Source organism: Vannielia litorea (assembly GCF_019801175.1).
Classification (GTDB): domain Bacteria; phylum Pseudomonadota; class Alphaproteobacteria; order Rhodobacterales; family Rhodobacteraceae; genus Vannielia; species Vannielia litorea_B.
Genome location: NZ_JAHVJR010000003.1, coordinates 236,238 through 259,366, shown reverse-complemented (window position 1 = coordinate 259,366; position 23,129 = coordinate 236,238). Strand labels below are relative to the sequence as shown.

25 protein-coding genes are annotated in these 23,129 nt (G+C 66.1%); 21 read left to right on the top strand and 4 right to left on the bottom strand.

What is annotated here, in order from left to right:
- The first annotated feature begins 252 nt into the window (after positions 1 to 252).
- From KUV38_RS19655 to KUV38_RS19560, 20 genes are all read left to right on the top strand, one after another.
- On the top strand, positions 253 to 1,113 hold the full coding sequence (locus tag KUV38_RS19655) for a branched-chain amino acid aminotransferase (protein ID WP_222471917.1): 861 nt from the start codon (positions 253 to 255) through the stop codon (positions 1,111 to 1,113).
- A gap of 83 nt (positions 1,114 to 1,196) precedes the next feature.
- Positions 1,197 to 2,255, top strand: coding sequence for an AbrB family transcriptional regulator (locus KUV38_RS19650; RefSeq protein ID WP_222471916.1), 1,059 nt, complete (start codon positions 1,197 to 1,199; stop codon positions 2,253 to 2,255).
- 119 nt (positions 2,256 to 2,374) lie between these two features.
- Entirely contained in the window at positions 2,375 to 2,830 is a 456-nt protein-coding gene (locus KUV38_RS19645) for a universal stress protein (protein WP_222471915.1), read from the top strand.
- Positions 2,831 to 2,917: 87 nt separating this feature from the next.
- The gene (locus tag KUV38_RS21130; RefSeq protein WP_315898667.1) at positions 2,918 to 4,327 is read left to right on the top strand and encodes a serine protease; all 1,410 of its coding nucleotides are present in this window, start codon (positions 2,918 to 2,920) and stop codon (positions 4,325 to 4,327) included.
- Positions 4,328 to 4,529: 202 nt separating this feature from the next.
- Positions 4,530 to 5,276 (top strand): gamma-glutamylcyclotransferase, encoded by a 747-nt coding sequence (locus tag KUV38_RS19635; RefSeq protein ID WP_222471913.1) that lies wholly within the window; start codon positions 4,530 to 4,532, stop codon positions 5,274 to 5,276.
- Positions 5,277 to 5,279: 3 nt separating this feature from the next.
- A complete protein-coding gene (locus KUV38_RS19630) occupies positions 5,280 to 5,687 on the top strand; it encodes a hypothetical protein (RefSeq protein ID WP_222471912.1) in 408 nt (135 codons plus the stop codon).
- A 109-nt stretch (positions 5,688 to 5,796) separates the two neighbouring features.
- Positions 5,797 to 6,360, top strand: a complete 564-nt coding sequence (locus KUV38_RS19625; protein ID WP_222471911.1) for a NifU family protein — start codon at positions 5,797 to 5,799, stop codon at positions 6,358 to 6,360.
- 10 nt (positions 6,361 to 6,370) lie between these two features.
- Entirely contained in the window at positions 6,371 to 6,772 is a 402-nt protein-coding gene (locus KUV38_RS19620) for a GFA family protein (RefSeq protein WP_222471910.1), read from the top strand.
- On the top strand, positions 6,772 to 7,359 hold the full coding sequence (gene tsaB, locus KUV38_RS19615; RefSeq protein WP_222471909.1) for a tRNA (adenosine(37)-N6)-threonylcarbamoyltransferase complex dimerization subunit type 1 TsaB: 588 nt from the start codon (positions 6,772 to 6,774) through the stop codon (positions 7,357 to 7,359). The genes KUV38_RS19620 and tsaB overlap by 1 nt, the downstream gene beginning before the upstream one ends.
- Positions 7,356 to 7,766, top strand: coding sequence for a ribosomal protein S18-alanine N-acetyltransferase (gene rimI, locus KUV38_RS19610; protein WP_222471908.1), 411 nt, complete (start codon positions 7,356 to 7,358; stop codon positions 7,764 to 7,766). The genes tsaB and rimI overlap by 4 nt, the downstream gene beginning before the upstream one ends.
- A 193-nt stretch (positions 7,767 to 7,959) precedes the next feature.
- Positions 7,960 to 8,952 carry a BMP family protein gene (locus KUV38_RS19605; protein WP_222471907.1) on the top strand — a complete coding sequence of 331 codons (993 nt, stop codon included), beginning with the start codon at positions 7,960 to 7,962 and terminating at the stop codon, positions 8,950 to 8,952.
- A gap of 88 nt (positions 8,953 to 9,040) precedes the next feature.
- Positions 9,041 to 10,582, top strand: a complete 1,542-nt coding sequence (locus KUV38_RS19600) for an ABC transporter ATP-binding protein (protein ID WP_222471906.1) — start codon at positions 9,041 to 9,043, stop codon at positions 10,580 to 10,582.
- Positions 10,583 to 10,655: 73 nt separating this feature from the next.
- A complete protein-coding gene (locus KUV38_RS19595; RefSeq protein ID WP_222471905.1) occupies positions 10,656 to 10,847 on the top strand; it encodes a hypothetical protein in 192 nt (63 codons plus the stop codon).
- Positions 10,848 to 11,030, top strand: coding sequence for a hypothetical protein (locus KUV38_RS19590; RefSeq protein WP_222471904.1), 183 nt, complete (start codon positions 10,848 to 10,850; stop codon positions 11,028 to 11,030). It begins immediately after the preceding gene.
- A 22-nt stretch (positions 11,031 to 11,052) separates the two neighbouring features.
- Positions 11,053 to 12,222 (top strand): ABC transporter permease, encoded by a 1,170-nt coding sequence (locus tag KUV38_RS19585; protein WP_222471903.1) that lies wholly within the window; start codon positions 11,053 to 11,055, stop codon positions 12,220 to 12,222.
- Positions 12,219 to 12,863, top strand: a complete 645-nt coding sequence (locus KUV38_RS19580; RefSeq protein WP_222471902.1) for a LysE family translocator — start codon at positions 12,219 to 12,221, stop codon at positions 12,861 to 12,863. Before KUV38_RS19585 ends, KUV38_RS19580 begins: the two co-directional genes overlap by 4 nt.
- A 3-nt stretch (positions 12,864 to 12,866) precedes the next feature.
- Positions 12,867 to 13,844 carry an ABC transporter permease gene (locus KUV38_RS19575; protein ID WP_222471901.1) on the top strand — a complete coding sequence of 326 codons (978 nt, stop codon included), beginning with the start codon at positions 12,867 to 12,869 and terminating at the stop codon, positions 13,842 to 13,844.
- Positions 13,828 to 14,628: a purine-nucleoside phosphorylase gene (locus KUV38_RS19570; protein WP_222471900.1), complete on the top strand. Its 801-nt coding sequence runs from the start codon at positions 13,828 to 13,830 to the stop codon at positions 14,626 to 14,628. Before KUV38_RS19575 ends, KUV38_RS19570 begins: the two co-directional genes overlap by 17 nt.
- A gap of 53 nt (positions 14,629 to 14,681) precedes the next feature.
- Complete coding sequence (locus tag KUV38_RS19565; RefSeq protein WP_222471899.1) at positions 14,682 to 15,596, top strand: sulfite exporter TauE/SafE family protein; 915 nt, start codon at positions 14,682 to 14,684, stop codon at positions 15,594 to 15,596.
- A complete protein-coding gene (locus tag KUV38_RS19560; protein WP_222471898.1) occupies positions 15,596 to 16,354 on the top strand; it encodes a TIGR02186 family protein in 759 nt (252 codons plus the stop codon). The genes KUV38_RS19565 and KUV38_RS19560 overlap by 1 nt, the downstream gene beginning before the upstream one ends.
- Positions 16,355 to 16,530: 176 nt before the next feature.
- On the opposite strand, the gene KUV38_RS19555 is transcribed toward KUV38_RS19560, so the two are convergent.
- The 3 genes from KUV38_RS19555 to KUV38_RS19545 all read right to left on the bottom strand — a co-directional run bounded on the left by KUV38_RS19555 (position 16,531) and on the right by KUV38_RS19545 (position 20,311).
- Positions 16,531 to 18,528 (bottom strand): peptidoglycan -binding protein, encoded by a 1,998-nt coding sequence (locus KUV38_RS19555; RefSeq protein WP_222471897.1) that lies wholly within the window; start codon positions 18,526 to 18,528, stop codon positions 16,531 to 16,533.
- Positions 18,528 to 19,688, bottom strand: a complete 1,161-nt coding sequence (locus tag KUV38_RS19550) for a biopolymer transporter ExbB (RefSeq protein ID WP_222471896.1) — start codon at positions 19,686 to 19,688, stop codon at positions 18,528 to 18,530. Before KUV38_RS19550 ends, KUV38_RS19555 begins: the two co-directional genes overlap by 1 nt.
- 71 nt (positions 19,689 to 19,759) lie before the next feature.
- Positions 19,760 to 20,311, bottom strand: a complete 552-nt coding sequence (locus KUV38_RS19545) for a gamma-glutamylcyclotransferase (protein ID WP_222471895.1) — start codon at positions 20,309 to 20,311, stop codon at positions 19,760 to 19,762.
- 64 nt (positions 20,312 to 20,375) lie between these two features.
- Here KUV38_RS19545 and KUV38_RS19540 point away from each other — a divergent pair, with 64 nt between their 5' ends.
- Positions 20,376 to 21,386, top strand: coding sequence for a DUF2125 domain-containing protein (locus KUV38_RS19540; RefSeq protein WP_222471894.1), 1,011 nt, complete (start codon positions 20,376 to 20,378; stop codon positions 21,384 to 21,386).
- A gap of 18 nt (positions 21,387 to 21,404) precedes the next feature.
- On the opposite strand, the gene KUV38_RS19535 is transcribed toward KUV38_RS19540, so the two are convergent.
- Positions 21,405 to 23,129 (bottom strand): sulfate permease, encoded by a 1,725-nt coding sequence (locus KUV38_RS19535; RefSeq protein WP_315898666.1) that lies wholly within the window; start codon positions 23,127 to 23,129, stop codon positions 21,405 to 21,407.

The following is a 23,129-nucleotide window of genomic DNA, read 5'->3' as shown; positions in this document are numbered from 1 at the left end:
GCCGACGAACCGCCGGAACATCCCCCGCCAACCTTCACCCAGCCGTTACAAAACCGTCACCGGAAGGACTCCAAACGCCCCTAGGTTGACCTCATCGCGGCGCGGCCGGTCCCCACCCCGCCCCGCTGAGCGACCATCTCCTGTCCCCCGGAGCCCGCGCTCACCCCCGGCCTTCCCCAGGCCGGGGGGCTTCCCCTCTGGACCTCCCCGCCTCGCCCCCCTAGGGTCGCGCCGCAAGAGGGAGGCCCGCGCATGGCAACCGGAAAGAACATCCGCACATATTTTGAAGGCACTTGGCACGAAGGCGACGTGATGATCATGCGCGCCGCCGATCACGGCTCATGGCTCGGCACCACGGTGTTCGACGGCGCCCGCTACGTCGATGGCGTCGCCCCCGATCTCGAGGCCCACCTCGCGCGGGTGAACCGCTCCGCCGAGGCACTGATGATCCGCCCCACCGTCTCCACCGCCGAGATGCTGGAGATCGCCTGGGAGGGGCTTCGGCTCTACCCGAAAGATGCCGCCGTCTACATCCGCCCGATGTATTGGGGCATCGAGAGCGGCCACATGGGCATCCTCCCTGCCGAGGCCGATGGCGGCTTTGCCCTCTGCCTCGAAGAGATCCCCATGGCCGCCCCCGAGGCCACCGTCCGGCTCACCACCACCCAGTTCCGCCGCCCGGTGATCGAGAGCTCGGTCTGCAACGCCAAGGCGGGCTGCCTCTACCCCAACAACGCCCGGATGCTGGCCGAGGCCAAGGCCAAGGGCTACGACAACACCCTCGTCGCCGACGCCATGGGCAACGTGGCCGAAAGCGCCACCGCAAACGCCTTCATGGTGAAGGACGGCGAGGTCTTCACCCCCATCGCCAACGGCACCTTCCTGTCCGGCATCACCCGCGCGCGGCACATCGCCAACCTGCGGGCCGATGGGGTGAAGGTGCACGAGACCGTGCTCACCTTCGACGATTTCCGCGCGGCGGACGAAGTATTTCTCTCCGGCAACCTGATGAAGGTCACGCCCGTCACCGAGTTCGACGGCACCCACTACCAGCACGGCCCCGTTACCCGTCGCACCCGCGAGCTGTACTGGGATTGGGCCCACTCCGGCTGACGGCACGCACCATTGAAGCCCCCGCCCCTCTGCGCCATGATCGGCGCAGAAGGATCTCCCTCCATGCAGCCTTTCCCGCGCCCGTGACACCCGGCCTCGCCTCCCTGCGCCTCTCGGCGCAAACCCTCGCCATCGGCGCCGTCGGTGCGCTGTTGGCCTGGGCGCTTTCCATGCCGCTGGCCTTTCTCGCCGGCCCCGCCCTCGCCGTGGCCTGCGCCAGTTTTGCCGGGGTGTCGGTGAGCATCCACAACCGCCTGCGTGATACCTGCTTCGTGCTGATCGGCCTCTCCGTCGGCGGGCTGGTCACGCCCGCCAGCCTCGATGCCGTCGCCAAATGGCCCGTGGCCTTCGCCCTGCTCGCCGCACTCACCCTCGTCACGCCCTACATCATCCGCGAGTTGCTCTGCCGTGGTTTCGGGTTTTCGCGGCCAGAGGCCTTTCTGGCCGCCGCTCCGGGGCACCTGTCGATGGTGGTGGCGCTGACCGAAAGCCTCGGCCTGCCGCTGGTCCGCCCGGTGCTGATGGCCTCCTTCCGCGTGCTGATCCTCACCCTCACCGTGCCGCTCGCCGCCACGCTGGCCGGGGTGCCGATCGGGCCGGGCCTGCCCTCAGCGCCGCTGATCACCAGCTGGCTGCTGATCGCACCACAAATCGTGGCGGCCGTCCTTCTGGGCTGGGTTCTGGGCAAGCTGAAGGTGCCCGCCCCCCTGCTCATCGGCGCGATGACAGTGGGGGCCGGCGCCCACCTCTCAGGTCTGGCCGAAGGCGGCATGCCGCCTTGGGTCGCGCAAACGGTGCTGGTGATCATGGGCAGCTTGATCGGCTCGCGCTTCATGGGCATCTCCCTGCGCGCCATCCTCAGCGATTTCTCCGCCGCCGTGCTTGCCGTCCTCGGCTCCACCGCCCTCGCCGCGCTCTTCGCGCTGGCCGCCGCCCGCGCCTCCGGCCTGCCGTTTCTCGACGTGCTCATCGCCTTCTCCCCCGGCGGGCTGGAAACCATGATCATCGTCGGCGCGGCCGCCGGGGCAGACCCGAGCTTTGTCGCCGCCGCCCATGTCAGCCGGCTGATCGTGCTGGCGGTGCTGCTCTCCGCCTTCGCCATCCGCCACGGCCGCACCCCGCCCCCGCCCGACCGCCGATAACCGCCCGCGGTTGACCCCACGCCGATTGCCCCCAAGTGGTGGCACGCGGGGGCCGTCACGCCCCCATTGCCAGACCCCGGCCCAGAGGCCATGATCCGCCCGCAAGGAGGGCCACCCAGATGCGCAAGTTCCTCGTCGTGCTCGACGACAGCCGCGAATGCCTGAACGCCATGCGTTTTGCGGCCATGCGCGCCGCCAAGACCGGCGGCGGCGTGGAGATTCTGTCGATCATCCCGCCCGATGAGTTCAACCACTGGATCGGCGTGGGAGACGTGATGCGCGCCGAGGCCCGCGAGCGGATCGAGGCCCATTTCGAGGTCTTCGCCAAATGGATGCGCGACCGTCAGGGCGTCGACCCCGAGCTGGTGGTGCGCGAGGGCGAGCCGGTCGACGAGATCCTCGCCCAATGCCGCGAAGACCCCGAGATCGGCGTCCTCGTCCTCGGCGCCGGCACCGGCAAAAAAGGCCCCGGCCCGCTCGTCACCCAACTCACCAAAAACGCCGGCTCCCTCGAGTTCCCCATCACCATCGTGCCAGGCGAACTCTCCAAGGAACGGCTGGAGAGCATTACCTGATTTTGGAGTTCTTACAGAAGAATCCGAAACCACGTTCCTGCCGCAGTATTTTCTTGTTCTGGACCAGTCGACCGATAGTCTGTGCCAATGGGCAGATTGATTTGGTCTTTGGTGCTGGCTTCATTTCTAATCGCTGGTGGTTTACGCCCCGCGTGTGCGCAGGAATTCGACGCCTCTTTGCTGACATACGAGGAGAAAAGATTTCTCCAGGCCGCCCTCGTTATGGAGGGCACCTATGTCGGCCTGATAGATGGTGTATGGGGTGCGGGCAGTCAAAAAGCACTTGCGACGGCGACCAGAGCAACCTCAACCCGTATCCCGCTATCCCGAGTTGCCCCGATCGTACGGAACTTTCAGGGTGAACTCCGCAGCTCGAATTGGGGCGTGATTGACCTGCCAGCTTCAGGCATCTCCTTCGCGGTCCCTTTCTCACACCTGACGAGCGACCAGAGCACGGAGTATCCCACGTTGCGGTCGCGAAGCGGGGACTTGCTCGTTCGCTCTTTGGCCGATGTGTCTCAGGAAGCGGTGGACCGGCACAGATGGCTCATAAACAATCACCGCGGTCCGCGCGAACTCTACTCAAGCTACAAATCCCGCAGGATGATTACGGCTTCGCAGCTTGCTGGCGGTAAGGTCGCCTACCTGCGCTCCGAGTACAGGTCCGGCCTCTTTGTAAGCCTTCTCGTCCAGTATGAACCTTGGCAGTCAAGACGCGGGCAACTAATTACGTCTACCTTCAGAAACGGGTCACAAAGCGAGTTGGCACTGCCACGTAATGGCTTGTTGTCTGGCTTGCTGTCTCCCCCCTCTACCCCTCCGCCAATACAGCCGGAAGTACCTGAGACAGCTTCGTCGAGGCCTCCTAGCACGTCGAAACCCACAGCTCGTGGCAGCGGAACGGGGTTTTTCGTCAACAACACGGATGTAGTGACAGCCGCTCATGTCGTTGACGGCTGCAGTTCGTTGCAACTGGAGAGTGGCGAGGCCCTCGAGATCGTGGGCGTCGACAAGGCGCTGGATCTTGCGGTGCTATCTTCAAGTTCACGATCACAGTATTTTCTTCCGCTGGACAGTGAAGAATCCGCCAAGCTCGGAGAGGATATTTTTGCGCTCGGGTTCCCCTACAGAGGGCTTTTGGATCAAGGCCTTACGGTCACGGGCGGCAATGTCGGCGCGCTGCCCGGTGCCCTCGACTCGGCGAAACGCCTGATGATTACCGCGCCGGTACAGCCTGGAAACAGTGGCGGCCCGATCCTGAATAGGGATGGCCGTGTTGTTGGCGTGGTGGTGTCGCGCTTTAACGATCTTTTCGTGCTGGAGCAAACCGGGAGCCTGCCGCAAAACATTAACTTCGCGGTGTCGAATGGCCCTCTCATAGGGTTTCTCGAGAAGCATCATGTGTTTTATGCGAATGTGGATGACAAGGCGGATCCAATTTCAAACGGTGTGCCGGAGCAGATGCAGAAATCAGTCGTCTCGGTGCTATGCCATTGAATGGATACGTCTGGGCTCAGAGCCGTCGCGTACATCAGCTTTCTGAGCCCCAGTGTCTCGCTGAAGAAAAAGGCGTCTCATCGCGAGGCGCAAACGACGATGGCGACGCGTTGCACCTATACTCCTCACGTAGTGACTCGAGCGGCATATGCGCTAGGTCCGCTTTGTCCTACAGTTCCACAATCAATCTTTGTCCATACGGATGACCGCCCCCGACCCCTTCCGCCACCACCCCGGCCTGCGCGGCAAGATCACGCCGCCGGAGGAGAGCTTCTTCCGCGATTTCTCCCTTCCCAAGCTGGAGGCCCTGCTGACCGAGAAGGGGCTGCCCACCGGTTGGTGGTATTCCGACGCCGAGCGCGAGGCCGACCGGCACGCCACCCTCGCCACCCGGCCCACGCCCGACCTCTGGGTCTTCGCCTATGGCTCGCTGATGTGGGATCCGGCCTTCCATTTCGCAGAGGTCCGCCGCGCCCGACTGCCCCGGCACGCCCGCCGTTTTATCCTGCTCGACAGGCGCGGGGGGCGCGGCACGCCCGATGCGCCCGGCCTCATGGCCGCCCTCGATGAATGCCCCGGCGGGCCGGGCTGCGACGGCCTCGCCTTTCGCATCCCAGCCGCCCGCGTCGAGACCGAGAGCGCCATCCTCTGGCAACGCGAACGCATCTCCGATGGCTACTTCCCCCGCTTCGTCGAGGCCCGCCTGCCCGATGGCATCGTGCCTGCGCTCACCTTTCTGGCCAACCACGAGTCCGAGATCATGGCCCCCGACCTGCCCCGTGCCGCGCAGGTCGAGCATATCGCCACCGGCGCGGGGTTTCTCGGCAGCTCGGCCGATTACCTGCGCAACCTCGCCCGGCAATTCGCCGAACTGCGGATCGACGATCCCGAGATCACCGCGCTTCTGGCCGATGTTGAGGCCCGGATCGCCGCCCTTGAGGGAGCCTGAGCCATGCGCGCCCTGCTCCTCGCCCTCCTGCTGCCCCTTGCCGCCTGCCTCGCGCCCGAGCCGCCGCTGCCGCCCGCAGGCACGCCCTATGCGTCCATGATCATCCCGGGCGACAACCTCTACCCCAGCTATGAATCCCGCATCTATGCCACCGATGTCGTGGCGGTGCTGGAGCCGGCGCATCCGGCCAACGACATGAAGGAAACACGCAACATCAAGCCCTTGCCCCCCGGCACATGGGCCGAGCTGCTGCGGCTCAACGCCCTGCCCCAACGCATCTCGCCGGTCCGCCCAGACCCGCCTGAGTGCTGCCACGCCGATGCGACCCCGGTGTATGGGTTCGCCCACCACCCCGGCCCGCTTGCACCCGAGGCCTTCGAGGGCGCGCTGGAGTGGTCCCGCCAGCAATAGCGCGGCCCTTGCCCCACCCGGCACCCGCGCTACTTTAGAACCATTCCAAATCTTGACCCGCCCGCCTGCGGGGCGCATATATGCCCCAACCCCGAAAGGACCGTGCGCCATGTTCATCCAGACCGAATCCACGCCAAACCCCGCCACCCTCAAGTTCCTGCCCGGGCAGGAGGTGATGGGCACCGGCACCGCCGACTTCCCCAATGCCGAGGCCGCCGCCGCCTCGCCGCTGGCTGGCCGCATCTTCGCGGTCGATGGCGTCACCGGCGTGTTTCTGGGCCATGACTTCGTGACCGTCACCAAGGCCGACGGGCCGGAGTGGGATCACCTGAAGCCCGCGATCCTCGGCGCGATCATGGAGCACGTGCAATCCGGCGAGCCGGTGCTGGCCTCCGATGCCGCGCCCGAGGCCGCCCACGCGATCCACGAGGGCGAAGACGGCGAAATCGTCGAGCAGATCAAGCAGCTCCTCGATACCCGCGTGCGCCCCGCCGTGGCGCAGGATGGGGGCGACATCACTTTCCACGGCTTCGAGCGCGGAGTGGTCTACCTCCACATGCAGGGCGCCTGCGCCGGCTGCCCCTCCTCCACGCTGACGCTAAAGATGGGCATCGAGCAACTGCTCCGCCACTACATCCCCGAAGTGACAGAAGTCCGCCCCGTCGCGGCCTGACCTCTCCGGCTTGCTTCCTGACCGCCTCACCGGGCGCTGCTACTGCGGCGCCACGCAACTCAGCGCATCCGGCCCGTTGAGCGTGGCTTACTGCCACTGCACCGATTGCCGCCGCTGGACGGGGGCACCAGTCACCGCATGGGTCGGCGTGCCCGAAGTCACCCTCACGCCCGCGCCCGAGCCGTTCTCGGTATCCGAGGGGGTCAGCCGCACGTCCTGCCCGCGCTGCGGCTCACCGCTGGCGGCCAGCTTCTCCTACCTGCCCGGCACCATGTGGCTGCCGATGGGCCTGCTCGATCAGGCCGCCGATCTCGCCCCCACGCTGCATTGCTACGCGGGCGAGGCGCTGCCGTGGCTACACATCTCCGATGATCTGCCGCGCGAGCAGGGCAGCGGCCACGAGGTGCTCTGATGAGCGTGGCTGACCCGACCCTGCTGGCCTTCGATACCTCCGGCCCCCACATCGCTGCCGCCGTGTTGCAGCACGGCACCGTGGTGGCCCAGCGCCACGAGCCGATGAAGCGTGGACAGGCCGAAAACCTCATGCCGATCTTGGAGGAGTTGCTGGCCGAGGCCGGTCTGGCATGGGCCGATCTCACCGCGCTCGGCGTCGGCATCGGCCCCGGCAACTTCACCGGCATCCGCATCTCCGTCGCCGCCGCACGCGGGCTGGCCCTTGGGCTGGGCATCCCCGCCGTGGGCGTCTCCAGCTTCGAGCTGGCCCGCGCGGCGGAGAGCGGCACCGTGCATCTCCCCGCACCGCGCGAGATGGCCTATGCGCAAGACTTCACCGCCGGTGCGCCTTCCGGCCCGCCAAGGCTGGAGCCGCGCCCGGCCGCGCTGGCCGAGGATATCCCCGATCTGCCCGCGCGCCTCGCCACCCGCGCCGCCGCGCTGCTGGCCAGCACCACGCCGCCCATCCCCCGCCCCGCGCCGCTTTACGTGAAAGCGCCCGACGCCGCGCCCGCGCGCGATGCGCCGCCCGAGATCATCGGATGACGCCCGAAGCACTGGCCACCCTCCATGCCGCCTGCTTCGAGGTGCCCCGCCCGTGGCGCGCCGCGGAGTTCGAGGCGCTTATGGCGCAGGAGAGCGTGTTCCTTCTGGGAGACGAGTCCGGCTTCGCCCTCGGCCAATGCGCCGGGGCCGAGGCCGAGCTGCTCACCCTCGCTGTCGCGCCCGAGGCCCGGCGGCAAGGGCTGGGCCGGGCGCTGCTGGAGCGCTTTCAAACCGAAGCCGCCAGCCGGGGCGGTGCAACCACCCTGCTGGAAGTCTCCGCCCAGAACGCCCCCGCCATCGCGCTCTACACCGCCGCCGGTTACAACGAGATCGGCCGCCGCCGCGCCTATTACCGCGCCCCCGGCGGCACCCGCGTCGATGCCATCGTGATGAGTCGCGCCCTCTAGGCCGGGCACTCTGCCCACCACTCCCCCGGCGGGCAACTTCCCCCCACGAAACACCGCCAAGTGACGTTGCGGTGCAGAAAAAGCGGTTGACCACCCTTCACCGCTGCGGCCTTATTCATGGGTAATCCATAACCCGGCACCCCGCCCGCAATTGCGGCGAGGATGCGGGACATAACCAACGGGAGACCTACCCATGACCTTCGCGCGCAGCCTTCTGGCCTCCGCCGCCGCCACCGCCCTCATGGCCGGTGCAGCGCTGGCCGACCCGGCCATCATCTTCGACCTCGGCGGCAAGTTCGACAAATCCTTCAACGAAAGCGCCTTCAACGGCGCGACCAAATGGGCCGAAGAGACCGGCGGCAGCTTCGCCGAGATCGAGATGCAGTCCGAAGCCCAGCGCGAGCAGGCCCTGCGCCGCCTCGCCGAAGATGGCGCCAACCCGATCGTCATGACCGGCTTCGCCTTCGCCACCGTTCTGGGTGAGGTCGCCCCCGACTACGCCGACACCAAGTTCGTCATCATCGACGGCGTGGTCGATGCGCCCAACGTGCGCTCGGTGGTGTTCAAGGAGCAGGAAGGCTCCTACCTCGTCGGCATGCTGGCCGGCATGGCCTCCGAATCCGGCACCGTGTCCTTCGTCGGCGGCATGGACATTCCGCTGATCCACAAGTTCGCCTGCGGCTATGCCCAGGGCGTGAAGGCCGCCAACCCCGACGCCACCATCATCCAGAACATGACCGGCACCACCCCGGCCGCCTGGAACGACCCGGTGAAAGGCTCCGAGCTGACCAAGGCACAAATCAGCCAAGGCTCCGACGTGGTCTATGCCGCCGCGGGCGGCACCGGCGTGGGCGTGCTGCAAACCGCTGCGGATGAGGGCATCTTCTCCATCGGCGTCGACAGCAACCAGAACCACCTGCACCCCGGCTCCGTGCTCACCTCGATGCTCAAGCGCGTCGACGTGGCCGTCTATAACGCCTTCACCGCTGGCGCCGACGGCATCGAGCCCGGCATCGTGGCCCTCGGCCTTGCTGAAGGCGGCGTGGATTACGCCGTGGACGACAACAACGCAGAACTCATCACCGAAGAGATGATGACCGCCGTCGACGCCGCGAAAGAGAAGATCATCGCTGGCGAGATCGAGGTCCACAACTACGAGACCGACAGCACCTGCCCGGCGATGTAAGCCGCGTGCAACGCTGAACGAGACAAAGGGAGGGCCGCTCCGGGAAACCGGCAGCGGCCCTTTCGCAAAGAGGGACCGGGGGAACATCATGGCCGCAGAACAGGCGCCCGCCATCGAACTCAAAGGCATCTCCAAGGCCTTCGGGCCGGTGCAGGCCAACAAGGACATCTCGCTCTCGGTGAAGCGCGGGGCGATCCACGGCATCATCGGCGAGAACGGCGCGGGCAAGTCCACCCTCATGTCCATCCTCTACGGCTTCTACAAGGCCGATGCCGGTGAGGTCTTCATCGGCGGCAATCTCACCCAGATCCCCGATAGCCAGGCCGCCATCGCGGCGGGCATCGGCATGGTCTTCCAGCACTTCAAGCTGGTGCAGAATTTCACGGTGCTCGAAAACGTCGTGCTCGGCGCCGAAGACGGCGCCCTCCTCGGCCCCTCGCTCACCAAGGCCCGCAAGGAGCTTCTGGCGCTCTCCTCCGAATACGGCCTCAAGATCGACCCGGATGCGGTCATTCAGGATATCGGCGTGGGCATGCAGCAGCGTGTCGAGATCCTCAAGGCGCTCTACCGCCAGGCCGATATCCTCATTCTCGACGAGCCGACCGGCGTGCTCACCCCGGCAGAGGCCGACCAGCTCTTCCGCATCCTCGAGCGGCTCAAGGCCGAGGGCAAAACCGTGATCCTGATCACGCATAAATTGCGTGAAATCATGGAGATAACCGATACCGTCTCGGTCATGCGCCGCGGCGAGATGACCGCCACCGTGCAAACCTCGGGCACCTCCCCCGAGGAGCTGGCCGAGCTGATGGTGGGCCGCAAGGTGCTGCTCCGCGTCGACAAGAAGCCCGCCACCCCCGGCGAAACCGTGCTTGAGGTCCGCGACCTCAAGGTGACCGACTCCAAGGGCGTGCAAAAGCTGCGCGGCATCTCGCTCGACATACGTGCCGGCGAGATCCTCGGCATCGCCGGGGTCGCAGGCAACGGCCAGTCCGAACTGCTGGAGGTGCTGGGCGGCTACTGCGCGGCCAAGGGCACCATCCGAATGAACGGCGAAGAGATCGACCTGACCGGCAGCCATTCCGATGGCCAGTCCCGCCGCCGCCGTGGCATCGCCCACGTGCCCGAAGACCGCCACCGCGAGGGCCTGATCCTCGAGTTTCACGCGTGGGAAAATGTCGCCTTCGGCTACCACAACGACCCGAAATACCAGAAGAACCGGCTCACGATGGACAACGCCGCCATCCGCGCCGACACCGAAGAGAAGATGGCCCGCTTCGACGTGCGCCCGCCCAACCCGCTGCTCGCCGCCAAGAACTTCTCCGGCGGCAACCAGCAAAAGATCGTTCTGGCCCGCGAGATCGAGCGCAACCCCGACCTGCTTCTGGTCGGCCAGCCCACGCGCGGCGTCGACATTGGCGCCATCGAGTTCATCCACCAGCAGATCGTGCGGCTGCGCGACGAGGGCAAGGCCATCCTTTTGGTCTCGGTCGAACTGGACGAAATCATGTCGCTCTCCGACCGGATCGCCGTCATGTTCGACGGGCAGATCATGGGCGAGCGCCTGCCCGCCGAAACCGACGAAAAAGAACTGGGCCTGCTGATGGCCGGCATGCAGGGGGAGGCCGCCTGACGGCGGTAAGGTTTGATTAACTATATGTGCGCATATATTATTGAAGACGGCAGCCTGACCCGGGAGTGCGCCCATGGCAATGACTTCGGAGCACGAGAACATCCAGCGTATCGACGATGCGCTCCGCGAGAACGCGCGCCTCATGCGGCAAATGCAGGACGATATATCAAGCGGGCGGGAGTCGCGCCGCACGATTGCGCTCTTCGTCCTCGGACTCGGCCTTGGGCTTGTGGTCGTCTACCTGCTCTCGCTCATGGCCCTCTGAATGTCCGACCGGGACGAACTCGAGCTTCGCAAACTGAGCGTCGAGATCGACTACCTCACCACCGGTACCCGCAAACTGGTGACCGAAATTCTCAAGCTGGAACGAGAGCGCGCCCTCTACCCCGTCGTTGTGGGCACTGGCATGCTCGTGGCCTTCGTCGGCCTGTTCAAGCTCTTCTCCTGAACATCCGCCGAAAGGCCTCCCCATGGACGTGATGCCCAAATGGGCCGAGGTCATCCTCGTCCCGCTCATCTCTCTCATCCTTGCCGCGCTGCTCTCGGCGGTGGTGATCCTCGCCATCGGGGAGAACCCGATCAAGGCCGTGTCCATCATGGTCGATGGCTCCATCGGCGGGGTGCGGGGCTGGGGCTATACGCTCTACTACGCCACCAACTTCATCTTTACCGGCCTCTGCGTCTCGGTCGCCTTCCATGCCCGGCTGTTCAACATCGGCGGTGAGGGTCAGGCCATGCTGGGCGGGCTCGGGGTGGCGCTGGTGCTGCTCTACATCCCCTTTCCGCACTGGTCCCTTGCGCTCGTCGCCGCCTCCATCGGTGCGGCGCTCTTCGGGGCGCTCTGGGCGCTGATCCCGGCCTGGCTTCAGGCCGCGCGGGGCAGCCACATCGTGATCACCACGATCATGTTCAACTTCATGGCGGCAGGGCTGCTCAACTACCTGCTGTCCAACACGCTCAAACCGGCGGGCCAGTCCGACCCGGCCTCCGCCAAGTTCGACGCCGCCTATGACCTGCCCACGCTCAACAGCATCCTGACTGACCTCGGCTTTCAGGCCGCGCGGGACGATTCGGTCAACGTCACCTTCCTGCTCGCCATCGCCGCCTGCTTCGCCGTCTGGTTCCTACTCTGGCGCACCCGTCTCGGCTTTCAGATCCGCTCCTTCGGCCAGTCGGAGACCGCTGCCAAATACGCCGGCATCTCCCCGCTAAAGATCACCGTGATCGCCATGCTCATCTCCGGCGGGCTGGCGGGCCTTATGGCCGTCAACACCGCGATGGGCGAGCAGGAGCGGCTCGTGCTGAACTCGGTCGAGGGCGCCGGCTTCATCGGCATCGCCGTGGCGCTGATGGGCCGCAACCACCCCTTCGGCGTGTTCCTCGCCGCGCTGCTCTTCGGCTTCCTCTACCAAGGCGGCGCCGAGTTGGCGCTCTGGACATCGATCCCCCGCGAGCTGATCACCGTGATCCAAGCGCTCGTGATCCTCTTCACCGGCGCGCTCGACAACATGGTGCGCACGCCGCTGGCCAACCTCTTCCTGCATCTGCGCAAGGGCAAGGAGCCGCCAGAAACCGCGCCGCCCCCGCCCGGCCCCAAGCGCCCGGATCATGAACCCGAAGGCACGGTGAAAGAGGCATGAGCGAGCTTCTCCCCTTTCTCCCCGGCTTCCTCGCCGCCTTCTCAATCCTGCTGGTCGCCGCCTCCTCGCCCGGCCCTGCCGTGGCCATGCTGCTCGGCATCTCCATGAGCCGCGGCCGCACGGCGGCGCTGGTCACATGCCTCGGCATCGCCTGCGGCTCTTCGCTGATCAACCTCGCCACCATGCTCGGCGTCGGCCTGCTGCTCTCCAAGGCAGCATGGGCCATGCAACTGCTCCGGCTCATCGGGGCGGCCTATCTGGCGTGGCTGGCCTATGGCGCCTTCCGCAAGGCGGCCAACCCGCCCGCGCTGGCAACCGGCCCCGAATCAAACGAATTGCCCGCCCGCTCGGCGGCACGCCTCTTCGCCGCCGGTTTCGCGCTGCAGGTGACCAACCCAAAGGCCATCGTCTTCTGGCTCGCCATCGCCGCGCTCGGGGCCACCGCCGGCGGCGGTGCGCTGGTCTATGCCGCCTTCTTCGCCGCCTGCTGGGTGATCTCCTTCGGCTGCCACGCCGCATGGGCGCTGCTTCTCAGCTCCGCCCCCGTCCGCGCCGCCTACACACGCGCCCGGCGCTCGGTGGAGGCCACGCTGGGTGTGCTCTTCTCCGTCTTCGCCTTCAAGCTCGCCACATCGAGGTAACCCATGGACTTTCTCACGATCATCCAGGTTCTCGACGGCACGGTCCGCCTCGCCATCCCCCTGCTGCTGGCCTGCCTCGCCGGGCTCTTCTCCGAGCGTGCGGGCATCTTCGACATCGGGCTGGAAGGCAAGATGCTCATGGCCGCCTTCTTCTCGGCGGCGGTGGCCTATACCTCGGGTTCGGCCTGGGTCGGGCTGCTGGCGGGCATCGCCTCGTCCATGGTGCTTTCGGGCGTTCACGGGCTGGCCTCCATCACCTTCCGGGGCAACCAGCTCATTTCGGGCGTGGCGATCAACTTCCTCGCCCTCGGCCTCACCGTGCTTATCGCGCAGGACTGGTTCGGGCAGGGCGGGCGCACGCCCTCGCTCTCCGGCGCCGCCCGGTTTGATAGCATCGACCTGCCCGGCGCCATCACCCGCATCCGCGACATGCGCGATGCCGGGCCGCTGATGCAGGTCTATTCCGAGCTGATTTCCGGCCACCCGATCCTGACCTACCTCGGCTTCCTCACCGTGCCGATCACATGGTGGGTGCTGTTCCGCACCCGCTTCGGCCTGCGCCTCCGGGCGGTGGGCGAGAACCCCGAGGCGGTCGATACCGCCGGTGTCTCGGTCGTCGGCCTGCGCTTCGCCGCCGTCGCCATCTGCGGCCTGCTCTGCGGCATCGCCGGGGCCTACCTCTCCACCGCGATCCAGGCAGGCTTCACCAAGGGCATGACAGCCGACCGCGGCTATATCGCCCTCGCCGCGCTGATCTTCGCCAAATGGCGGCCGTGGTATGCGCTTTATGCCTGCCTGCTCTTCGGCCTCTTCTTCGCCATCGACAACCGCTTCCAGAACATCACCGTGCTGGGCTTCCAGCTTCCGGTGCAGTTCATGCAATCGCTGCCCTACATCCTCACGGTGGTGATCCTCGCCGGCTTCGTCGGCAAGGCCATCCCGCCCCGCGCCGGAGGCGAACCCTATGTCAAAGAGCGCTGAGCTTGCCGAGAAGATCAAACTCGACGCCGGGTCCAACCCGCCGAAGCTGGCGCTGATCCTCGGCTCCGGCCTCGGCCACCTCGCCGAAGAGGTGAAAGGGGTGTCCATCGACTACGCCGCGCTCGAGGGCTTCCCCCATGCGGGCGTCTCGGGCCACAACCCCAAGCTGGTGATCGGCACGCTCGAAGGGGTCCGCGTCGCCGTGCTCGGCGGGCGGGCGCACTACTACGAGGCCGGCAACCCCTCGGCCATGCGCCTCCCGCTGGAGACGATCAAGGCCCTCGGCTGCGACACGCTCTTGCTCACCAACGCCGCAGGCTCCATGCGCCCCGATATCCCGCCGGGCGACCTGATGCTGCTCTCCGATCACATCAACTTCTCCGGTCTCAACCCGCTCATCGGCGAGCCGTCTGACGCCCGCTTCGTCCCGATGACCGAGGCCTACGACCCCGCCCTGCGCACCGCCCTCAAAGCCGCCGCCGAGGCCCAGAACATCCCGCTCGAAGAGGGCACCTACGCCTGGTATTCCGGCCCCTCCTTCGAAACCCCCGCCGAGATCCGGGCAATCCGCACGCTGGGGGCCGATGCGGTGGGCATGTCCACCGTGCCCGAGGTGATCCTCGCCCGCTTCCTGCGGATGCGCGTCGCCGCGATCTCCACCATCACCAACATGGCGGCGGGCATGTCGGACGAGAACATCAGCCACGAGCACACCAAGGCGATGGCCCCGCTCGGCGCCGCCAAGCTCGAAAAGATCCTCCGCGCCTTCCTCAAGGCGCTCTGAACGCCGCACCGCGGCACTGGACACGCACGCGCCTTTGGCGCACTACGAAGACCATGCAGTTCTACCTCCCCATCGCCGAGGTATCGGTCAACGCCTTCGTCCTTCTCGGCATTGGCGGGCTGGTGGGGATTCTGTCCGGCATGTTCGGCGTGGGCGGCGGCTTCCTGATCACGCCGCTGCTGTTCTTCGTGGGCATCCCGCCCGCCGTGGCGGTGGCCACCTCCGCCAACCAGATCGTCGCCTCCTCGATCTCTGGCGTCCTCGCCCACCTCAGGCGAAAGACGGTGGATATCCGAATGGGGCTGGTGCTGCTCGCGGGCGGCCTCATCGGCGCGGCGCTCGGCGTCTGGGTCTTCAACATACTGCGCCAGCTCGGCCAGGTCGATCTGCTGGTTACCCTCTGCTACGTCGTCTTCCTCGGCATCATCGGCGCACTGATGTTCGTCGAAAGCCTGCGTGCCCTGCGCCGCACCCGTGGCGGCGCGCTGCCGCCCCGGCGCAAGCACAACTGGGTCCACAACCTGCCCTTCAAAATGAAGTTCCGTACCTCCGGCCTCTACATCTCGGTGATCCCGCCGGTGATGGTCGGCCTCTGCGTCGGGGTGCTGGCGGCCGTCATGGGCGTGGGCGGCGGCTTCATCATGGTGCCCGCCATGATCTACCTGCTGGGGATGCCCACAAAGGTCGTCATCGGCACCTCGCTGCTGCAAATCATCTTCGTCACCGCCTTCACCACCCTGCTGCACGCCACCACCAACCAGACCGTCGACATGGTGCTCGCCGTGCTGCTGCTGGTCGGCGGCGTGGTGGGGGCGCAGTTCGGCACCCGGCTGGGCACCATGCTGAAGGCCGAGCAACTGCGCATCGCGCTCGCCGCCCTCGTGCTGCTGGTCTGCGGCAAGCTGGCGCTCGACCTGCTGCTGCAACCCTCCGAGCTTTATTCCCTCACCCCGCTGAGGCCGGTCTGATGCGCCGCTGGCTCGCTGCCCTCTTCCTCATGGCTCTGCCCGCCGAGGCGGCTGAAGAGGTCGTGGCCGACCTGAGCCAAAGCCGCGTCGGCATCAACGCCACCTTCAACGGCTCCGAGATCCTCGTCTTCGGCGCGGTCCGCCGCAACTACCCGGTCTCGCCCGCGGGCGAGCTTGGCGTGGTCATCACCGTCGCCGGGCCCTCCACCCCGGTCGTCGTCCGCAAGAAGGACCGCACCGCCGGGATCTGGGTCAACACCGAGGCCGTCGAGGTCGACCGTGCGCCCAGCTTCTACCAGATCGTCACCACCGGCCCGCTGAACGAGCTGGTCTCGGCGACAGAAGATCTCCGCCACGGCATCACCATCGACAGGGCCATTCGCTCCGTCGGGGCGCCCGTGACCGTCGGCAATGCCGCCGACTTCACCGAGGCCCTCATCCGTATCCGCACCAACGATGGTGCCTACGCGGTGCAGGAGGGCGGCGTGACGATCCAGAAAGACACGCTCTTCCGCGCCAACGTGGCCCTGCCCGCCAATCTGACCGAGGGCAATTACACCACCCGGATCTTCCTCACCCGGAACGGCGATGTGGTCTCGCGCCACACCACCACGATCCACGTCTCCAAGGTGGGGCTGGAGCGGTTCCTCCACGCGCTCGCCCATGAGAGCCCGCTGATTTACGGCCTGCTCTCCCTCGCCATCGCCATCGCGGCGGGCTGGGGCGCCTCCACCGTCTTCCGATATATCCGCGGCTGACCTCCGGGTTCGCATGCGACACCGCGCCACGCGCACCGTTCGGCCCGTTTACGCCCTCGATTGTGCGAATATCGCGTATGTATGGAATGTGCATCGGTTGTGCATCAGTTGTGCATCGTCCAATTGGCAGGGTTAACGGCCCGCCGCGCTGCGGCGCAACACCTGCGAACGCGGGCTTAGCGTTCCGTCAGTTTCAGCTCGATCCGCCGATTCCGCGCCAGCGCTTCGGGCGTGTCATCCGGGTCGATGGGTTGGTACTCGCCAAAGCCGTTTGCGCTGAGCCGCTGCGGCGGAATCCCCAGATCATCGGCCATGAACCGCACCACCGAAAGCGCCCGCGCCTGGCTCAGTTCCCAGTTGTCGGCAAACTCCCCGAAGCCCGAAAGCTGGGTGTTGTCGGTGTGCCCGTCGACCTGAATCACCCAGTCGATCTCGGGCGGAATCTCTCCAGCCAGACGGCGCAGAATTTCTGTAACCTTCTGAATTTCCGTCTTTCCTGCCTCCGAAAGCGCGGCCTGCGCAGGCGGGAAGAGTACCTCTGAAGAGAACACGAACCTGTCCCCTTCGATCCGCACGCCCTCGGTGTTGCCGATCACTTCCTTCATGCGGCCAAAGAACTCCGAGCGGTACTGTTCGAGGTCTTTCTGCGCCTCTTCCAGCCGCTTGCGCTCCGCCGCTTCCAGCTCCGCCCGTCGCCGTTCCTCCGCCGCCGCACGGGCCAGCGCGGCGTTGAGCTGCGCGCCCAGCGCCTCAATCTGAACCTTCGAATCCTCGTCCCGCTGCGCCGCCGCATCGATGACACCCTGCAACGCCCCAAGCTGCGACCGCAGAGCCGCCACCTGCTCGTTCAAAAGCGCCAGTTTTCGTTGCCCCTCGGCCGAGGCTACCTCCTTGTTTTCAAGCTCTTTATTGGCCCGGGCGAGCAATATGTCCTTGCGCTCAGCCTCGCTCAGCGCCGCCTCCGCCCGCCGCTCCGCCACCAGCTTTTCTGCAAGTGCAGCCGCCAGCTTTTCGCGCACCGCAGCACTGTCACCCACATCCGCCTCAAGCGCCTCCTTAACGGCCTTGAGTTCGGCGATTTCCTTTTCATTCTCAGCCACTTCGGCCCGCAGCGCGTCCCGTTCCGCTTCCGCAGCCTCTGCCCGTGCAGCCAGCGCATCCCGCGCCGTCTCCGCCTCGCTCCTTGCGCTGCCCAGCGCCGCGATCTCCGCCTCCGCCGCCGCCAGTTCACTGGCAAGCCGCGCCGCCCCTTCGGCGCTCGAAGCTCCTGATTCTACTTGGCTTTCCAGTTGCGACACCGACGCCAGCGCCGCCGCCAGCTTGGCATTCAAATCCTTTTCCGCATCCTGCGCCGCAGCCAGCAAGGTGAGGGTCTCCTCTGCCTTCTTCCGCTGCGCCTCAAGCGCCAAGGTCATCGCTGTCAGCTCGGTTTCCGCCCCTTTTAGCCGCTCCCTAAGGGCTTGAGCCGCCGCCGTTTCTGCCAACCGCGCCTTCTCTTCCGCCGTCAGTTCCTCCTCCAGCGCCGCCACCTTAGCGGCGCTCTCCTCGGCCCCTTTCTGCAGGTCCGCAACCAGCGCCTCCAGCGCTTCTCGCCGCGCCGCAGCAAGCCGCGCCGCCTCGACCTGCCCGTCAATCTCAGTCCGCGCCGAGGCCAGAGCCTGCTCCAGCGAGGCCTTCTCCGCCTCCACCGCCGCCCTCGCCGCCTCAACCGCAGCAAGGCTTTCCGACAGTTCCGCCCCGCGCGCCTGCGCTGAATTTCTCTCTGAAATCAAGGCCGCAACCTGTTCTTCGAAGCCGGTGATCTGCCGCTGGGCGTCCTGCAGAGCCTCCTGCCCCGAGGCGATCTGCCCCCGCAGCGAGGCGATCAGCGCGGCCTGCCGGGCGGCATCTTCCTGCGCCGCAGAAAGAGCCGCATCCCGACCCGCCACATCCCCCTGCAACGCCTCCACCCGTGCCCGCTCCAGCCCCAAAGCATCCGCCAATGAGGCCAGTTCAGCGCCCAGTTCATTCAGCTCGCTCTCCTGCCCCGTGATGGTCTCACGGAGCATGAATTGCACGATCATGAAGATCGACAAAACGAACATCAGAACCAGCAAGAGCGCCGTCATCGCATCCACGAAACCCGGCCAAATCGAGGCCGAGAAGCGTTGTCCGTTGCGGCGGGCGAGGGCCATCAGCCGGGCCTCCGGGTGGCCTCGCGGATGACCCGTGTCAGCGCCGAGATATCGGCCCTGAGGCCAGCCACACTCTCCTGCCGTCCGGCAGCGATATCTTCATGGATAGCAAGCAGTTGCGTGTCGATCGACCGCAAGCGCATCCGGCTCTCTGCGTCCACGCCGCCGTCGCCGGAAGTCACGCCGTCGAGCTTGTTGAGCAGCGCCTCGTTGGCTTCCGCGATCCGCAGCAGCAATGGGTCAGGTGCTCGCTCTGCCGCCAGTGTCTCAGTCAGCTTGTCGACCGCGTCGGCCACGCCGCCGATCTTGTCTTCAAGGATCGCGCGCGACACATCCGACTGCGTGAACATCTCCCGCATCGCCTCCATCTGCTCGGCCATGTGGTCGAGGATGCCCGCCGCCGCAGAAGGCTCCGCGCCTTCGCCATCTGCACCCGCAAACGCAACCCGGGTAATCGACGAAAGCCACTCCTCCAGTTCGCGGTAAAAGCGGTTTTGGCCATGCGAGGCAAAGAGTTCTAGCAGCCCCACGATCAACGACCCGGCAAGCCCCAGCAGCGATGATCCGAAGGCCGTGCCCATCCCACCCAGTTGGGCCTCGAGCCCACCCATGAGCCGCGAAAATACCTCCACGCCGCCCTCGCCCTCCTGCGGAGCAAGCGAGCGAATGGTCTCCACCACGGCCGGAACGGTGGTTGCCAGTCCGTAGAATGTGCCGAGAAGGCCAAGGAAAATCAGCAGGTTGACGAGGTAGCGGGTGATATCCCGCAACTCTTCGATCCGGGTTGCGACGGATTCCAGAATGGAGCGCGAGGATGTCGCAGATATCTGCATCCGCCCACGCCGGGACCGAAGCAGCGCCGCCAAGGGAGCAAGCAAGCGCGGCACTTTTGCCCCGACCTCGCGCTCAAGGGCAAAGTCCTCCAGCCAAGCCACAGACCGTACGAGCTGGTAGACCTGCCAGAAACAGGTGAAGACCCCCACCACGAAGACGAGACCGATGGTGCCGTTGAGCCAGAGGTTGGCGCGGACCACGGGCATCACCGTGGGCAGAAGCAGGTAGCTCCCCACGGCCACCAGCCCGAGGACAATCAGCATTTGCGCCACTTGGCGCACGGGTTGTGAAAAATGCGGCTCGGCCTCGGCCTCAGTCATGCTCATGCGGGGTTAACGCCCTTTGTTTCTTGGCGGCAGCTTAGGGGGGCGGCCCGGCGTTGCCAATCACAAAGGCCTCACGCCTCGTTGCGCAAGCGGGCAGCGAGCCAGGCCAGATCGGGGTCGGCGATGCCGAGTTCGGCGAGGTGATCGGCGGTGTTGAAGAGGTACTCGGTGTTCGGCCCGCGCCCGCCGTGGGCATGGGCGATGATCTCGGCCTGCCGCTCCAGCGTGAGGCCGCCGCAATACTGCACGTGCTCGCGGTCGATCACGTAGGCCAGCGCCTGAAACGGGGCGTGCGCTTCAGCGTGCAAAGTAACGACCGCCTCGAAATAGGCCGAAGAGATCAACTCTCGCTCGCGCAGCGCGGCCAGCACCTCCGGCTCCTGCCCGGGCATGACCCGCAGGGCAACCCCTTGGCACGACGCATCTTTTTCTGCGTCCAGCGCCAAAACCAGCCCCGGGTTCTCCTCCGTGCCGCGGTGGTGGATGGACGACATGCAGAAGGCCCGGTGGTAGCCGTCGAGCCGGGCCAGCCGCTCTTCGGCGACCTCGAAACCGGGGTTCCACAGCAGGCTGCCATAGCCAAAGACCCAGAGCGGGCTGGGCAAGTCATTGTCGGGGATCATCCGCCTCGCCTTTCCATCTGCGGCCCGGTAAACCAGATCGCGTTGAAAATCGAAAGGGGCGTGCATGCTGCGCCGGATGATCGTTGTGGTCTTGGTCGCCGCTCTTGCATGGGGCGGATACTGGGCCTTGGGCGCCTGGGGGCTGGAGAAGGCAGTGACCCTCTGGCTGGAGGACCGCCGGGCCGATGGCTGGCAGGCGGAGGCCGAGCGGGTCGTGGTGCGGGGCTTTCCCAACCGGTTCGACCTTGAGCTGGACGAGGTGCGACTCGCCGATCCGCGCACGGGATGGGCATGGTCGGCACCGTTCTTTCAGAGCCTTGCCCTCAGCTACAAGCCTTACCACGTGATCGCCGTCTGGCCGGACCGGCAGAGCCTGCAAACGCCTTACGAGCGACTTGAGATCAGGTCCGACCGGCTGCGGGGCAGCCTGATGCTGACGCCCACCTCGCTGGCACTGAAAAGGTCGAGCTTTGAGCTGGACGGGATCGAGCTGGTCTCGGATGCGGGCTGGACGAGCCGGCTCACCAAGGGGCGGCTGGCCACACGGACCCTGCCGGAAGATTTTCCGGACCCTGCGCTGCATCAGATCAGCTTCTCCGCAGAGGCCTGGCAGGTGCCGTCGAAGCTGCTGGCGGAGTTGAACTCCGCGGATCTTGTTCCCGACACGCTGGACTCGGTGACAGCCGACGTAACGATCCGCTTTTCGGCCCCTTGGGACCGGCGCGCGATAGAGCAGGCCCGCCCCCAGCCCCGGCACGTGGAGATCAAGCTGGCCGAAGCGAAGTGGGGGCGGATGGAACTGAAGCTGGCTGGCAGCTTTGAAGTGAACGAGGCGGGCGTGCCGGAAGGGTCGGTGCTGGTAAAGGCGACGAACTGGCGCGAAATTCTCGCCGTGGGCATTGCCTCGGGTGTCGTCCCGGCGGACTTCGAAACGCCGATCACCGCAGCGCTTGAGATTGCCAGCCAGCTGGCGGGCAGCCCGAAAACGCTGGATATACCGCTCAACTTCAAGAATGGCCAAACCCGGATCGGCCCTGCGCCGATTAGCCCGGCTCCGGTGATTCTGTTGAGGTGATCAGGCTGCGGTTACGGGTCAGGCTGGCCTGTTACCAGCGAGCGCCTGATAGGCATCGTACTGCGCCAGAAACAACTCGCCCGAGAGCGCCTCGAAGAAGTGAGTGCGGCCAAGACGGTCGGTCACCGGTCCTTTGACCTCCGACATGTGGAGCCGCACGTTCAGGTCGGCCAGCCGGTTGTTGAGCGCCTCGAGCGATTCCAGCGCGGAAAGGTCGATTTCATTCACGGCCGAGCACATGAGCACCACGTCACGCAGCTCGGGGTTCTTCACAACGCGGTCGAGTACGTAATCCTCTAGGTAGCGCGCGTTGGCGAAATAGAGGCTCTCGTCGATGCGGATGGTCAGGAGGGTTGGCGAGGTTTCGACCATGTGGCGCAGCACGTTGCGGAAGTGCTGGGTGCCCGGCACCAGCCCGACCTCGGCGATGTGGGGTTTGGATGTGCGGTAGAGGAAAAGGCCGACGGAAATGACCACGCCCGCCGTCACCCCGCTTTCGACGCCGAAGCCGAGGGTAAGCATGATGGTCACGAGCACAGCGGCAAAATCGGCGCGATTGTACGTCCAGCTGTTCTTGAGGATTGTGAAATCCACCAAAGAGAGCACCGCCACGATGATGGTTGCGGCCAGTGTGGCCTTGGGCAGGAAGTAGACCAGCGGGGTGAGCGCGATGGCGGCGATGGCGAGGCCAAGGGCGGTGTAGGCCCCGGCTGCCGGGGTTTCGGCGCCCGCGTCGAAGTTGACAACCGAGCGGGCAAAGCCGCCGGTGACCGGATAGCCGCCGGTGAAGGCCGCGCCGATGTTGGCCGCCCCGAGGCCGATAAGCTCCTGATCGGGGTCGATCCGCTGGCGCTTTTTCGCGGCGAGGGTCTGGGCGACCGAGATGGATTCGACGAAGCCGATGATCGAGATCAGCAGCGCAGGGACGAAGAGCGCGGTCAGCTGGTCGATCGAGAGATCGGGCATGGTGAGCGGTGGCAGGGCCTGCGGCACCGAGCCGACGATCTCCACGCCATGATCAGACAGATTGAAGGCCCAAGTGACCAGGGTGGTGGCGACCACGGCGGCCACGGGGCCGGCCTTGGTGGCGATGTCCGCGAGCCGTGGTTTGAGGCCCGCGTTGAGCAGGAGCGGCTTCAGCCCCTTGCGGACCCAGAAAAGGAAGGCCGTGGCCGAAACGCCAACGACGAGGGTGATCAGGTTGATCTGTCCGAGTTGCGCGGCGAGGTTACCCAGCATTTCCGGCAGGTTGTGGCCGCCGCCCGGCACACCGAGCACATGCTTGACCTGCGAGGTCGCGATCAGGATGCCGGAGGCGGTGATGAAACCCGCGATGACAGGGTGCGAGAGGAAGTTGGCGAGAAAGCCCAGCTTGAACACCCCGAGCAGAAGCAGCATGCCTCCTGAGAGCAACGCCAGCGTGAGCGCGGCTGCGGCGTAGCCCATGGTGCCTTGCTCGGCCACCTGCCCTACGGCTGCGGCGGTCATAAGCGAGACCACGGCAACCGGCCCCACCGCCAGCGCGCGGGAGGTGCCAAAGATGGCGTAGAGGATGATCGGCACGATGGAGGCGTAGATCCCGGCCTCGGGCGGCAGGCCCGCAAGCAACGCGTAGGCCAGCGACTGCGGGATCAGCATGATCGTCACGATCACCGCCGCGATCAGGTCGTTCGAGAGGGCATCACGGTTGTATGTGCGGCCCCAGTCGAACACAGGCAGAACGCGGCGAAGTGCGGGCTTCAC

Bases quoted from the DNA above. Each gene is read 5' to 3' on its own strand.
- KUV38_RS19635 (WP_222471913.1), top strand. From the start codon at position 4,530: ATGACCGCCCCCGACCCCTTCCGCCACCACCCCGGCCTGCGCGGCAAG.
- KUV38_RS21130 (WP_315898667.1), top strand. From the start codon at position 2,918: ATGGGCAGATTGATTTGGTCTTTGGTGCTGGCTTCATTTCTAATCGCT.
- tsaB (WP_222471909.1), top strand. From the start codon at position 6,772: ATGAGCGTGGCTGACCCGACCCTGCTGGCCTTCGATACCTCCGGCCCC.
- KUV38_RS19545 (WP_222471895.1), bottom strand. From the start codon at position 20,311: ATGATCCCCGACAATGACTTGCCCAGCCCGCTCTGGGTCTTTGGCTAT.
- KUV38_RS19555 (WP_222471897.1), bottom strand. From the start codon at position 18,528: ATGGCCCTCGCCCGCCGCAACGGACAACGCTTCTCGGCCTCGATTTGG.
- KUV38_RS19625 (WP_222471911.1), top strand. From the start codon at position 5,797: ATGTTCATCCAGACCGAATCCACGCCAAACCCCGCCACCCTCAAGTTC.
- KUV38_RS19645 (WP_222471915.1), top strand. From the start codon at position 2,375: ATGCGCAAGTTCCTCGTCGTGCTCGACGACAGCCGCGAATGCCTGAAC.
- KUV38_RS19580 (WP_222471902.1), top strand. From the start codon at position 12,219: ATGAGCGAGCTTCTCCCCTTTCTCCCCGGCTTCCTCGCCGCCTTCTCA.
- KUV38_RS19600 (WP_222471906.1), top strand. From the start codon at position 9,041: ATGGCCGCAGAACAGGCGCCCGCCATCGAACTCAAAGGCATCTCCAAG.
- KUV38_RS19655 (WP_222471917.1), top strand. From the start codon at position 253: ATGGCAACCGGAAAGAACATCCGCACATATTTTGAAGGCACTTGGCAC.
- rimI (WP_222471908.1), top strand. From the start codon at position 7,356: ATGACGCCCGAAGCACTGGCCACCCTCCATGCCGCCTGCTTCGAGGTG.
- KUV38_RS19595 (WP_222471905.1), top strand. From the start codon at position 10,656: ATGGCAATGACTTCGGAGCACGAGAACATCCAGCGTATCGACGATGCG.
- KUV38_RS19560 (WP_222471898.1), top strand. From the start codon at position 15,596: ATGCGCCGCTGGCTCGCTGCCCTCTTCCTCATGGCTCTGCCCGCCGAG.
- KUV38_RS19590 (WP_222471904.1), top strand. From the start codon at position 10,848: ATGTCCGACCGGGACGAACTCGAGCTTCGCAAACTGAGCGTCGAGATC.
- KUV38_RS19565 (WP_222471899.1), top strand. From the start codon at position 14,682: ATGCAGTTCTACCTCCCCATCGCCGAGGTATCGGTCAACGCCTTCGTC.
- KUV38_RS19605 (WP_222471907.1), top strand. From the start codon at position 7,960: ATGACCTTCGCGCGCAGCCTTCTGGCCTCCGCCGCCGCCACCGCCCTC.
- KUV38_RS19570 (WP_222471900.1), top strand. From the start codon at position 13,828: ATGTCAAAGAGCGCTGAGCTTGCCGAGAAGATCAAACTCGACGCCGGG.
- KUV38_RS19585 (WP_222471903.1), top strand. From the start codon at position 11,053: ATGGACGTGATGCCCAAATGGGCCGAGGTCATCCTCGTCCCGCTCATC.
- KUV38_RS19575 (WP_222471901.1), top strand. From the start codon at position 12,867: ATGGACTTTCTCACGATCATCCAGGTTCTCGACGGCACGGTCCGCCTC.
- KUV38_RS19540 (WP_222471894.1), top strand. From the start codon at position 20,376: ATGCTGCGCCGGATGATCGTTGTGGTCTTGGTCGCCGCTCTTGCATGG.
- KUV38_RS19630 (WP_222471912.1), top strand. From the start codon at position 5,280: ATGCGCGCCCTGCTCCTCGCCCTCCTGCTGCCCCTTGCCGCCTGCCTC.
- KUV38_RS19550 (WP_222471896.1), bottom strand. From the start codon at position 19,688: ATGAGCATGACTGAGGCCGAGGCCGAGCCGCATTTTTCACAACCCGTG.